Raw genomic sequence first — 12,494 nt, 5'->3', positions numbered from 1 at the left:
GGCGCGGTCCAGCCGGGCGCCTGCATCTCCATCACTCCCCAATTATCAACCTTGTGTTTGATCAATCAGTTGGTTGACTACCAACGTAGAAGGCGCTGCGGCGGGTGTCAAGGGCCGATTGCGCCGCGTTTAAGCAAGCGGGTTCTTTGAGCCTGCAGTTACCGAGAGATGGTGCGAGTAGACGCCTCGGTAACTACAGGCTCGACGGTGGGTGCAGTTGCCCATCCCAACCGCGTGCGATCAACGCTCGATATGCGCGGTCGATGATGTCTTCGTCGCGGTCCTCCTTGATTACGCGGATCACGATCCAGCCGAGACGCTCGAGTATCGCCAATGCCCGCATGTCCTTGACGTACGCCTTCCGGCTGGTGCGGTGGTGTTCCCCGTCGTACTCGGCGGCGACCAGAAAGTCCTCCCACCCCATGTCGACAGGGCGAACGAGCCGCCCGCGGCCGTCGACCACGGGTATTTGAGTCGTTGGCCCGGGAAACCCGGCGTCGATGAACAGAAGCCGCAACCGCGTCTCTTGCAGCGATCCAGCTCCGCCGTCGACAAGCGGGAGCGCGGCACGTAGTTGCGTGAGGCCGCGGGCGCGGCGGTGACGCTGCGCCAACCCCAAGACCTCATCCATCGAAAACGGCGCGGCCCGCATCAGCGCGTCTAACCGCGCGATCGCGTCGTTTCGCGGCAAGTGGCGCCCGAGGTCATACGCCGTGCGAGCGGATGTGGTGACGGAAATACATGAGACGGTGGTTATCTCGTCATTGTCGAGACGCTCGTCGCGAGCGATGATGCCCGGCGGCGGTCGCGTGTTATCCCAGATCAGCTCGACCGGTATGTCGTGGTCGACCCACTGCGCTCCGTGGAGAGCCGAGGCAGCCACGCCGGCCACCACCCCTTTCCGGCCCGAACGGAGCCAAGCACCGTCGATGCGGTCCAACAGTGTCGGCTCACAGCCTTTGGGCCAGTAGATGTCCCGGAACATCCGGTCGTACCAACGACGCAAGTCATGTTCAGTCACCGCACCACTCGCTAGTGCCTGGCTGCCGACGATGAGCTTCCTCATGCCAGCATGCTCACAAAGGGCACCGACAAGTTGAGCCTGCAGTTACCGAGAGGTTGTGCGAGTAGACGCCTCGGTAACTACAGGCTCAATTCATCAGCGCTTCTTGCGAATGATGGCCCGCAGCTTGTCCAACCGGGTCGCAATCTCCCGTTCGGCGCCGTGGGTGGTCGGCTGATAGTAGTCGACACCGACCAGTTCGTCGGGCGGATACTGTTGCGGCACAACACCATCCGGGTCGTCATGGCTGTACTTGTAGCCGATGGCGTTGCCGAGCTTTGCCGCGCCGGAGTAATGGCCGTCGCGCAGATGCGCGGGCACCAATCCGGCCTTGCCCTCGCGAATGTCGCCCATCGCGGCGCCCAGCGCCGTTGTCACCGCATTGGATTTCGGAGCGGTCGCGAGGTGCACGGTGGCGTGGGCCAGCGTCAGTTGTGCCTCCGGCATGCCGATCAGCTGCACGGTCTGCGCCGCCGCGACGGCGGTCTGCAGCGCAGTCGGGTCGGCCATCCCGATGTCCTCACTGGCCAGGATCATCAGCCGACGGGCGACGAACCGCGGGTCCTCCCCCGCCACCAGCATCCGCGCTAGGTAATGCAGGGCCGCGTCGACGTCGGAGCCGCGCACCGACTTGATGAAGGCGCTGACCACGTCGTAGTGCTGGTCGCCGTCGCGGTCATATCGCACGGCGGCCTTGTCCAGCGATTGCTCGATGGTCGCGACCGTCACCTGCTCGCCTGTTTCGGAGGCCACCTCCAGCGCGGTCAGCGCTCGCCGCGCGTCACCCGCGGCGAGTTGCACCAGCAGATCGACGGCCTCCTCGGTGACGTCCAACCGCCCGCCGAGGCCGCGAGGGTCGTCGATGGCGCGGCGGACCACCGTCCTGACGGCGTCGGCGTCGAGCGGTTGCAGTTGCAGGATCAGCGACCGCGACAGCAGCGGCGCGACGACGGAGAACGACGGATTCTCAGTGGTGGCCGCCACAAGCAACACGATGCGATTCTCGACGGCCGAGAGCAACGCATCCTGCTGAGTCTTGGAGAACCGGTGCACCTCATCGATGAACAACACCGTCTGCTCACCATGCACGGCGGCGCGGCGCGCGATATCGATGACGGCGCGGACCTCCTTGACGCCTGCCGACAGCGCCGACAGCGCCTCGAACCGACGTCCGGTGGCCTGCGAAATCAATGACGCCAGCGTGGTCTTTCCGGTGCCCGGCGGACCGTACAAGATGACCGACGCTGCGCCCGAGCCCTCGACGAGTCGACGCAGCGGGGAGTTCGGCTTGAGCAGGTGATCCTGGCCGACCACCTCGTCGAGGCTGGCCGGTCGCATCTTCACCGCCAGCGGAGCCGACGCGCCGACGGGTCCGCCCGCGCGAGCGCTCGGCTCGCCGGGGACGTCAAACAGACCGTCGGACACCGTTCAGGAATACCACGGCAAGCGGACATACTCTCGAATCGTGACAGCCAAACCGATCAATCTGGCCAAGGCGCTCGCGTCGTTCGATGACATCTACAGTCCGCGAATCGTCGCCAAGGTGAATGAGTACGACGTTCGGGTCGCCCATGCCAAAGGTGAGCACCTTTGGCATGTTCACGAGGACACCGACGAGTTCTTCCTCGTCCTCGATGGCGAGTTCCACGTCGCGGTGCGGGACGGCGACGGGAATGAGTCGGCCGTCGTGCTGCGCAAGGGCGACACCTACGTCGTGCCAAAGGGTACTGAGCACAAGCCGTCGTCGCCGGGCGGCTCCATCCTGATGTTCGAGCCTCGCGGAACCTCGACTACCGGCGATCGACACGAAGGCGACATACCGGACCATATCGACAGCACGACAGGCCACGCGCTGAGCTAAGCGCCGGCGGTCACGAAGTCGATCAGCTCTTCGACCCGACCGATCAGCGCGGGCTCGAGGTCGTTCCAGTCGCGCACCCGACTCCTGATCCGTTGCCACGCCCGCGCGATGTCGGCCTGTTCGCTGTGCGGCCAGCCGAGCGCCTGGCACACGCCGTGCTTCCAGTCGGTGTCGCGCGGCACCACCGGCCACGACGAGATACCAACACGCGCCGGCTTGACGGCCTGCCAGATGTCGATGAACGGGTGACCGACGACCAGGGTGTGCTCGCCGCCCTGGCCGCGCCGCACCGCTTGCTGAACCTGGCTGGCGATGCGCGACTCCTTCGAGCCGGCCACCAGATGGTCGACGAGCACGCCGAGGCGGCGGCCGGGGGCGGGCCGAAATTCCTCGACGATGCCGACGAGATCGTCGACGCCGCCGAGGTATTCGACCACCACGCCCTCGACGCGAAGGTCGTCGCCCCACACCTGCTCGACCAGTTCGGCGTCGTGGCGCCCCTCGACGTAAATCCGGCTGGCCAGCGCGACTCTCGCCTTGGCCTGCACCGCTACCGACCCGGACGCGGTGCGCGCCGGAGTCGTCGGCGCCGAACGCTTTGGCGCGGTGAGGATCACCGGTTTCCCGTCGATCAGATAGCCCGGCCCGATCGGGAACGGCTTGCGCCGCCCGTTGCGGTCCTCGAGCTCCATCCGGCCGTATTCGACGCGCACCACCGCGCCGACATAACCCGTCTGTGCGTCCTCGACGACCATGCCCATTTCCAAAGGTTGTTCGGTCGAGCGGGGTTTCCTGTTCGGGTTGTTGGCGAGAACATCGGAGCCATAGCGGTCAGCCACCGGGTGATCGTAGGGTCACAGCCGTGCTGCTCAATCGCGACACGGCCGAAGGCATTGCTAACGGTGACATCACACTCGTCCTGCGGCGGTGGGACGCGCCTCGCGCCAAAGCCGGCGGTACCCAACGCACCGTGGCGGGCACCATCCGCGTCGACGACGTCGCCGAACGCCCAGGCGGCTATCGCGTGACCGCCGCGCAGGCGCGGGCCGCGGGCTATCCGGATGCGAAGTCCGCGCAGAAGGATCTGGACCGCCGCCCAGCCAAGCACACCTATCTGATCACGGTGTCGTACCTGGCGCCCGACGAGCGGCCGAAGCTGGCCGCCGATGATCGGTTGTCGGCGGCGGACGTCGATGCGATCTCCGCCCGACTGGCCCGCTGGGATGCGGCGGCCGAATCCGCTTGGACGCGACAGTATCTGGAGATGATCGCGGCCAACGAGGCAGTGCGCGCGCCTGACCTGGCCGCGCGCGTCGGGCTGGACGTGCCCCGCTTCAAGCGTCGTGTGCGGCAGCTCAAAGGGTTAGGCCTGACGATCAGCCTCGACGTGGGTTATCGGCTGTCGCCGCGCGGAAAGGCTTTCCTGAAGCGTTAGTCGTCGAGGCTGCCCATGGTCAGGTTGACGGTCGTTCCCGTCTTTTCCCGTCATCACTGCGAGCGACCGCATTTGCACACCAATCTCCGGCGTGTCGACGTACAGACACGGTCGCTCGCGGAAGTTCTCGCACACTCGCGGCAAGTCAGGAGGTGGTTTCCTCGATGACCGTGTGGATGAACCGCATCTTCTCCAGCACCGCGGGAGGCAGCACGAACGGGTAGAGGTCCTCTTTACCCATCGAGCGGTTGATCATGTTCAGCGCCCATGCCAACGGCAACCACATGTCGATGATCGCGTCAAACCCGCTGGGGCCTACCACTCCTCGCTCGAACGTCGCGGCGGCCTGCGCGAAACCGAACGCGGCGGCGGTATCCAGCGTGTCACGGATGTGCAGATAGTGCGCGAACGTCTCGGCCCAGTCCTCGGCGGGGTGCATCGTGGCGTAGGACGACACGTGGGTGTCCTCCCAGCCAGGCGGCGCGCCCTCGTTGTAATGCCGATCCAGCGCCGCCTGGTAGTCGGCGTTCGGGTCGCCGTACAGTTCCCGGAACCGCGCCGCGTATGCCTCCGACGGCTCGACGAGCCGGTAGAAGTAGTAGTGGCCGATCTCGTGGCGGAAATGTCCGAGCAATGTGCGATACGGCTCGTCCATCGAGACCCGTAGCTGTTCGCGATGGACGTCATCGCCCTCTGCGAGGTCTAGCGTGATGACCCCATTCGCATGCCCGGTGAAAACCTTCTCCTGCTCACTGGACAGTAGGTCGAACGCCAGGCCGTACTGCGGGTCCTCATCGCGGCCAACAATTGGCAGTTTCAACTCGTGCAGTTCCGCGATCAACCGCCGTTTGGCTTTCTCGGCGGCCGCGAATGCCGCGAGCGCCTTGCTGTCGGCATCATTGGGCCGTGTTCGGGTGAGACGGCAGGAGGCGCACAGCTGTCTGATGGGTCCCTTTCGGACCAGCCAATTGCATTCGGCCAGATACAGGTTCGCGCACAGTTGGTATTGGTTTTCGTCCACCGCGCCGCCGTGCTCGCTCTCCTCTCCTGGCGCAATGACCAGCAGGGCCATGTCGGTCAACGAAAAGCCCAGTGCGCTACCGCAATTCAGGCACAACGAATTCTCGAAGGCCAGGCGCTGGCCGCAGGTCGGGCAGATGAAATCACGCACGCAGCACTCCGCCGTCACACGGCGCTACGTCCACGGAGACATCGATCACGCTGCTGTCGGCGTCGGTGTAGATGATGCCGCGCAGCGGCGGCACATCCGCGTAGTCGCGGCCGAATCCTACGAAGATATACCGCTCGTCGACCATCTGGTCGTTGGTGGGATCCAGACCCAGCCACTGGTTCTGCGGGGTCCACACCGACGCCCACGCGTGCGTCGCGTCAATGCCGATCATGCGTTCCTTCCCCGGCGGCGGGTCGGTCGCCAGGTATCCCGATACATAACTGGCGGCCAACCCGTTGGCACGCAGACAGGCGATCGCGAGTCGCGCGAAGTCCTGACATACCCCTTCCCGCGCCGCCAAAACCTCGCCGACTCCAGTGGACACCGTCGTCGACCCGGACCGATATGTGAAGTCGGTGAAGATCCGCGACGTCAGGTCGCGAAGCACCTCGATCAAAGGCCGGCCAGGTTCGAAACTCGGTGCGGCATAGGCACGTAGCTCGTCGGTGATCTCCGGCGGCTGAAGGTCGAGCGTGAACTCGATGGCCAGCGCGCCGTCCACGCCGACCGGCCGCGCGATCTCCCACGGTGCGCGTGCTGACCCGCCGCCATACAGCTCGGGCGGTGGTGGATCGACCTCGACCACAGAGTCGCTGCGAATCGACAGTGTGTTATGGCGTTCGGTGACATGGAAATACGAGCTGATGTTGCCGTAGCCGTCGGGGCTGGTGGAGCTGTCGGCGGCCTCGGGTTCGATGATCAGCTCGTGCGACAGGCACCGCTGCCGCGGTGAGTCGCGCGGGGTCAGGAAGCCGCGGCCGTACGAACTGGTGACGATGTCTGAGTACCGGTACACCGTGCTGTGCGAGATCTGGTAGCACCGACTGGACGCCGACGCGATGGGGCCGTCGGTCACGGGACCAGGCGCCGTTCGCCGGCACCCCAGAGATGCTGCATGCCACCGGGCAGCGAGAGGTGCGTTGAGGTGATGACACCGGACAGCTCGCGCAAATCCCGGTGCATCCCGTCGAGCAGGTCGGCCAGTTCGGCCCGCCTACCGTCCGCGGTGACCACTTCCAGGTCCGCGGGATCGATCCGGCGCAATCGCGTGGCAAGGTCGTCGACCAGTCGCTCAGGCCGCGACGACCCGGACGATGCGGGGAGCGCCTTCAGGTCCGCCCGCAGCCGCTCGAGTTGGTAGACCAGCGACCGCGGGTTCTCGGTGTCGAACAACACCAGGTCCGCCACAGCAGCCACACTAACCTTGCCCAGCATGCGACGCCGGTAGATGACCGACGATTCGCAAGCCACCAGCGCCGACTCGGTGATTGTTTGCTCTGCGCCCACGCTACGAACTGTCGTCAACGTCGCACGCAGCAGCGCCGTTAGGGCCAGCCCGCGTTCGATTCGTTTGCCGATGTCCATCATCGTCCAGCCGACGTCCTGCACCATCGACTCGGCGGCGACGCCGGACAGCGCCAGCATCCCGGCGAGCGTCAGGTTGTTCGTCGACGACAGGAACGCCTCACCCTCGGTCTGTGATTCGGGCGGCATATCCGGCGCATACAACAGCGCGCGCTCGACGGCAGCCAGCACCATCCACGTGTCGTTGGACATCTGGTCACGCACGGCGCGGGCGGCCAGCCCCAGCCGTTCGACCGATTGCGCCAGCGACCCGGCCCGGTGCCTGTCGGCGGTCAGCGACCACAGCGTGCTCTGGGCTGTCGCGACCATCTCGGCGTAATCACCGGCCGCGCCGGTGTCGGTCCCCGTGATGTGCCCGAGCGTGGCGAGCAGCACCGGCACGCACTCGCTGCCTTCCATCTCGCGGCGATACCGGAATTCGTGATAGCGCTCGCGGGTGACGGTGAGTAGTCGGGCCATGTTCTCGGCGCGTTCGGCGTAGCGGCCCATCCAGAATAGATCGGACAACACACGCGGCGAGCTGACCGCCCGCGTCGGGCTGGGCGTCATCGCCGGTTGTTCAGCCGCGCTCGGAACCAGCTCGACGGTCACCCGTGTCGGGGTGCGCACCCAGATATCTTTGGCTGCAACGGTATTCAACCGATAGGCGGCATTGCCTGGCGCCAGCAGATAACCCAGACCTCCGATCATCGGCGCATAGCCGCTGCGTTGCGACACGGTGAACAGTCGCATGCCGACGCGGCCAGACGACAGCCCGCCCGGGTAATGGTCGGTGGGCGCTGACGAGAACTGCGGCAACTCCTGGCCCACCCATTGCCACGGTGTGGCTTCGATGCGGGCTCCCAAATCTTTGCGCTGCGCGGACGATAACGCCGGTCCGACGATCGGGTCGCCACCAAACACCGACCTGATCAGCAGCGCCGACAGGTTTGTCAGCAGATGCGAGCGTTCGGTGTTGATGCCGCCCCAATACACCGGCGCGGTCTGCAGTAGCGGCGTCTCCCCCAGCAGCCGTTCGGCCATTTCGGGCAAAAACCGAAGCAGCCCAGGGCTTTCCAGGATTCCACTGCCCAAACTGTTGACGACCGTCACCGCACCGCGGCGCAATACCTCGACCAAGCCGACCACGCCCAGACGCGAATCCGCCCGCAGGTCAAGCGGATCGGCGTATTCCGCGTCGACTCGGCGCAACACGACGTCGACGCGTTTGAGCGTGCCCATCGATCGCATCCACAGCTTGCCGTCGCGCACCACCAGGTCGGCGCTCTCGACCAATGGGAAGCCCAGCACGCTGGCCAGGTAGGCCTGATCGAACGCGGTCTCTGAATGAATGCCCGGGCTGAGCACCACCACCACCGGCTCCTCGGCCGACTCGGGGGCCGCATCGATTAGCGCCAGCCGCAACGCCTGCGCCCAAGGCGAGGCCGGCCGCGGCCCGATCCGCTCGTATAGGTCTGGGATGGCGTGCGCGATCACTCGCCGATCGGCCAACGCGTAACCCGCACCCGACGGCGCCTGGGTCCAGTCGGCGTTCACCAGGAAGCTGCCATCGGCGGCCCGACTCACGTCGCAGCCGTGCAGGAAGAGCTGATGACGACCGGGCACCTCGATACCGCGGGCCGCCCTGACGTAGCCGGGGTGCGCGAACAGCAGCTGGGGCGGCAGCACGCCGCCGGTCACCGAAACCCGCGGGCCGTACAGATCGGTCAGCACCGCGTCGAGCAACCGGGAGCGCTGCACCAACCCCGACTCCAGGACATCCCAGTCAGCGGAGGACAGCACGAGCGGTAGCGCATCGAGGTGCCACGGCCCAGGCTCCGCGGTGCCGTCGCCGTTCGTCACAGCCTCGCCGTGCCTGTCCACCTCGATGTAGGTGATGCCGTCGTTGTCGACCAGGCTCCGGACGATCGACCGCAGCTGGGCCAACCCACCCCGGCCGCGCTCGCCGACGCATTCGGCCAGTTCCTGCCAGGCGGGCCGGACATCGCCTGCCGCGTCGACGAATTCGTCGTATCCGGTGCTCGCCCCGTCGCCGCGCACGTCGAAAAGCGCCTGCTGTGAACGCGCGGCCCGGTACCGGGCGAGCAGGTTGTCGATGTCGTGCGTGTTCGGTGCGGGAAGTGCCATCACTGCAGAACGGTACGCACCCGTCGCAGGTCGAGAATGCCGGGCGCGCCGATATCGGTTGATTGGCGCGCCTGCTTCTCCCGAATGTCCGACATGTCCACCTTGCCGGGGGTGAAGCCCGTTCCGTCGAAGCGCCGACCCCGCCGGGACTCCGCCTCCACCGCGTTGACCGGTGGGGCGTCGTAGGCGCGGCCGCCCGGGTGTGACACGTGGTAGGTGCAGCCGCCGCGTGACATTTCCGTCACGGTGTCGACGAGCTCGAAGCGCAACGGCGCGTCGACGGTGATGGTCGGGTGCAGCGCGCTCGGCGGCTGCCAGGCCCGGAATCGGACGCCGCCGACCTGGACGTCGGGGTTGTCGGTAGCGAGTAGCGGGATCGGGTAGCCGTTGGCGGTGACGACGTAGCGATGCCGGTCCGCCCCGATCAGCCGGACCTGGATGCGCTCTATCGACGAATCGACGTACCGCGCGGTGCCGCCTGCGGTGGACTCCTCGCCGAGCACGTTCCACGGTTCGATCGCGCCACGCAATTCGATCTCGACACCATCGAACACCGCGGTGCCGATGCGCGGGAACCGGAACTCGGTGAACGGATCGAGCCAGCTGGTGTCGAAGTTGATGTCATGCGCACGCAGATCGGCGGCGACATCGGCGATGTCGTGAATCAGGAAGTGCGGCAACAGGTATCGGCCGTGCAGGTTGGCGCCGTGCCGGATCAGCGGCGCCCGCAGTGGCTCGTCCCAGAACCACGCCACCAGCGACCGCACCAAAAGCGACTGCACCATCGCCATTTGGTAGTGCGGGGGCATCTCGAAGCCGCGAAGCTCAAGCAGCCCGAGCCGGCCGCGCGCGCTGTCGGGGCTGTAGAGCTTGTCGATGCAGAACTCGGCGCGGTGCGTGTTGCCTGTGATGTCGGTGAGCAAGTGACGCAGCGCGCGGTCGGTGACCCAGGGCTTAGTCGCGCCGGGCGCAGAGGCCAGCCGCGCGATCTCGGCGAAGGCGATCTCGAGTTCATACAGCGCCTCGGCACGACCCTCGTCGACGCGCGGCGCCTGCGAGGTGGTGCCGACGAACCGGCCGGCGAACAGATACGACAGCGACGGGTGGCGCTGCCAATAGGTCAGCAGTGACACCAGCAGGTCCGGGCGGCGCAGCAGCGGCGAATCGGCTGGCGTGATGCCGCCCAGCGTGATGTGGTTGCCGCCGCCGGTGCCGCCGTGCGTGCCATCGACGTCGAATGACTCGGTCGATAGCCGCGCCTGCCGGGCCTCCTCGTAGAGCGTCTCCAGCTGCCGCTTCTGCTCCGCGAAGCTGGCCGTCGGGGCGATGTTGACCTCGATGACACCCGGGTCGGGGGTGATCGTCATCGAGCCGATCCGCGGATCGGGCGGCGGTCCGTAGCCCTCGACCACGACGGCGCAGTCGACCTTGGCCGCAGCCGCTTCGACCCGACTGACCAGGTCGACGAAGTGCTCGAGTTCCTCGGTCGGCGGCAGGTAGACATACAAGTGCCCGTCGCGGATCTCGGCCACCAGCGCGGTGGTGGGTGCAGAGTCGGCGTCCTCGACCGTGGCGGCCTCGTCGTCGGTTTCGGCGGGCAGGGCGGCGCGACGAGCCAATGGGTCGGCATCGTAGGTCGGCCGCGGCGGCTCCCAGCTGATGGAGTCCAGCGGCAGCCGCAGTCCGGCCGGCGACTCGCCCTCGAGCAGGACGATGCGCCCGCGGCGCAGTTTCCAGTCGGCGCTGGCCCATCCCGAGCCGTCGTCGCGGCGATGCAACGGCAGCACATGTGCGGCGGGGTCGCTGACGGACTCCTCGAGCCGGGACAAAAGTGCGGTGCGGGCGTCGACAGCGTCGGCCTCCAAATCGTCTGCCGCAGTGACGGGTTCACCCTCAGGGTGTCGCACCGCGCCTGCCAGCCGGGCCAGCGCGTCCTCGTAGGCAGGCCGCACCTGGGTTGTAGGCAGCCCGAGGCCGTTGGCGATCGCGTTCAACAGTAGATGGCCGACATCGGGTGCGAGCGCGGGCAATTCGCCTTCGGCCTGCCACGGGTCGACCAGCAGTGCCTCGTCATTCCATAGCGGCTCGCCGTCCTGCCGCCAGTACAACCCAATCTGCCAGCGCGGCAACGGTTCTCCGGGATACCACTTGCCCTGGCTGCGTTGCACCAGCCCCTGCGGCGCCCACACCTTCTTCAGCCGGGCAGCCAAGGCGGAGGCCCGCTCCCTCTTGTGCGGTCCGTCGGCGTCTGTGGTCCACTCAGGGTCGACCTGGTTGTCGATCGAGACGAACGTCGGCTCACCGCCGACGGTCAGTCGCACGTCGCCGTGGGTGAGCAGCTGATCGACGCGGGCGCCCAACGCGCAGATCGCTCCCCAGGCCGCCTCGGTGTACGGCAGTGTGACGCGGGGATCCTCATGTACGCGGGTGACGACGTTGGAGAAATCCAGCGTGGTCTCGCACGGCTCGGTGGCTCCGGTGATCGGCGCCGCCGACTCCGGATGAGGTGTCGCCGACAACGGGATGTGGCCTTCGCCTGCGAACAGCCCCGACGTGGGATCCAGCCCGATCCAGCCGGCGCCGGGGATGTACACCTCGGCCCACGCGTGCAGATCGGTGAAGTCGGCGGCGGGGCCCGACGGTCCGTCGAGCGCCTCCACGTCGGACGTCAGCTGCACCAGGTAGCCGGAGACGAAGCGGGCAGCCAGGCCCAGCTGCCGCAGGATCGACACGAGCAGCCATGCCGAGTCGCGGCACGAGCCGATTCCGGTGCGCAGCGTGAAATCTGGTGTCTGCACACCGGGTTCCATCCGCACGCTGTAGCCGACGTCGGCGTTCACCGCGCGGTTGAGCGTGACCAGGAAATCGATGGTGCGCGTGCCCGGTGCGACTGAGAAATTCTTCACCCACGCCTGGGCAAGGTCACCGGGCCCTGAGCCCTCACCGTTCTCGTCGACCGGCCGCAGATACGGCTTGAGGTCTTCGGCGAGCGCCTTGGGGTATTCGAAGCCGATCCGCTCGGCCCAGTCCTCGATGAAGAAGTCGAACGGATTGATGACCTTCAGGTCGGCGATCAATCCGACGCTGATGGTCAGGCGGCGGGTGCGGCTCGGAAACACCAGGCGGGCCAAGAAGTTACCGAACGCATCCTGCTGCCAGTTGATGAAGTGATCGGCCGGTTCGACCGTCAGCGAATACGCCTCGATCGGGGTGCGCGAATGCGGCGCGGGGCGCAGTCGAACGACATGGGGATGGACCTCCACCAGCCGATCGAACGTGTAGCTGGTGCGATGCTCCAGCGCCACCTTGATGCCCATCGACAGATCCCATCACACCGTGAGGAGGTGCGCATCGCAGCGCGATCTGCGGGTGGCGAATGTCCCCGGCCCGCGCAGGTGCGGGCGTACGCTCG

9 protein-coding genes are annotated in these 12,494 nt (G+C 66.6%); 2 read left to right on the top strand and 7 right to left on the bottom strand.

Annotation, left to right across the window (positions count from 1 at the left end):
• Positions 1-193 precede the first annotated feature (193 nt).
• Together MYCSM_RS13340 and MYCSM_RS13335 are read right to left on the bottom strand one after the other, a co-directional pair.
• Positions 194-1,066, bottom strand: coding sequence for a hypothetical protein (locus MYCSM_RS13340; RefSeq protein WP_015306686.1), 873 nt, complete (start codon positions 1,064-1,066; stop codon positions 194-196).
• Positions 1,067-1,159: 93 nt separating this feature from the next.
• Entirely contained in the window at positions 1,160-2,488 is a 1,329-nt protein-coding gene (locus MYCSM_RS13335) for a replication-associated recombination protein A (RefSeq protein ID WP_015306685.1), read from the bottom strand.
• 40 nt (positions 2,489-2,528) lie between these two features.
• Between MYCSM_RS13335 and MYCSM_RS13330 the strand changes: the two genes are divergently transcribed.
• The gene (locus MYCSM_RS13330) at positions 2,529-2,924 is read left to right on the top strand and encodes a cupin domain-containing protein (RefSeq protein WP_015306684.1); all 396 of its coding nucleotides are present in this window, start codon (positions 2,529-2,531) and stop codon (positions 2,922-2,924) included.
• On the opposite strand, the gene MYCSM_RS13325 is transcribed toward MYCSM_RS13330, so the two are convergent.
• Positions 2,921-3,763, bottom strand: coding sequence for a DUF3097 domain-containing protein (locus MYCSM_RS13325; RefSeq protein WP_015306683.1), 843 nt, complete (start codon positions 3,761-3,763; stop codon positions 2,921-2,923). The two genes, MYCSM_RS13330 and MYCSM_RS13325, sit on opposite strands and share 4 nt — an antisense overlap.
• 23 nt (positions 3,764-3,786) lie before the next feature.
• Between MYCSM_RS13325 and MYCSM_RS13320 the strand changes: the two genes are divergently transcribed.
• Positions 3,787-4,359: a hypothetical protein gene (locus MYCSM_RS13320; protein WP_015306682.1), complete on the top strand. Its 573-nt coding sequence runs from the start codon at positions 3,787-3,789 to the stop codon at positions 4,357-4,359.
• A 145-nt stretch (positions 4,360-4,504) separates the two neighbouring features.
• On the opposite strand, the gene MYCSM_RS13315 is transcribed toward MYCSM_RS13320, so the two are convergent.
• Genes MYCSM_RS13315 through MYCSM_RS13300 form a run of 4 tightly spaced genes read right to left on the bottom strand, consistent with a single transcriptional unit; the run spans position 4,505 to position 12,399 of the window.
• Positions 4,505-5,530 (bottom strand): zinc-binding metallopeptidase family protein, encoded by a 1,026-nt coding sequence (locus MYCSM_RS13315; protein ID WP_015306681.1) that lies wholly within the window; start codon positions 5,528-5,530, stop codon positions 4,505-4,507.
• Entirely contained in the window at positions 5,523-6,446 is a 924-nt protein-coding gene (locus tag MYCSM_RS13310) for a transglutaminase family protein (protein ID WP_015306680.1), read from the bottom strand. The genes MYCSM_RS13315 and MYCSM_RS13310 overlap by 8 nt, the downstream gene beginning before the upstream one ends.
• A complete protein-coding gene (locus MYCSM_RS13305) occupies positions 6,443-9,082 on the bottom strand; it encodes a circularly permuted type 2 ATP-grasp protein (protein WP_015306679.1) in 2,640 nt (879 codons plus the stop codon). The genes MYCSM_RS13310 and MYCSM_RS13305 overlap by 4 nt, the downstream gene beginning before the upstream one ends.
• Positions 9,082-12,399: a transglutaminase family protein gene (locus MYCSM_RS13300; RefSeq protein WP_015306678.1), complete on the bottom strand. Its 3,318-nt coding sequence runs from the start codon at positions 12,397-12,399 to the stop codon at positions 9,082-9,084. Before MYCSM_RS13300 ends, MYCSM_RS13305 begins: the two co-directional genes overlap by 1 nt.
• Positions 12,400-12,494 lie beyond the last annotated feature (95 nt).

The sequence above is a fragment of the Mycobacterium sp. JS623 genome (assembly GCF_000328565.1).
Classification (GTDB): domain Bacteria; phylum Actinomycetota; class Actinomycetes; order Mycobacteriales; family Mycobacteriaceae; genus Mycobacterium.
This window is presented reverse-complemented; position numbering and strand designations above follow the sequence as displayed.

What these genes read in the sequence shown, in the direction of transcription:
- MYCSM_RS13340 (WP_015306686.1), bottom strand. Translation starts at nt 1,066, where the DNA reads ATGAGGAAGCTCATCGTCGGCAGCCAGGCACTAGCGAGTGGTGCGGTG.
- MYCSM_RS13305 (WP_015306679.1), bottom strand. Translation starts at nt 9,082, where the DNA reads ATGGCACTTCCCGCACCGAACACGCACGACATCGACAACCTGCTCGCC.
- MYCSM_RS13300 (WP_015306678.1), bottom strand. Translation starts at nt 12,399, where the DNA reads ATGGGCATCAAGGTGGCGCTGGAGCATCGCACCAGCTACACGTTCGAT.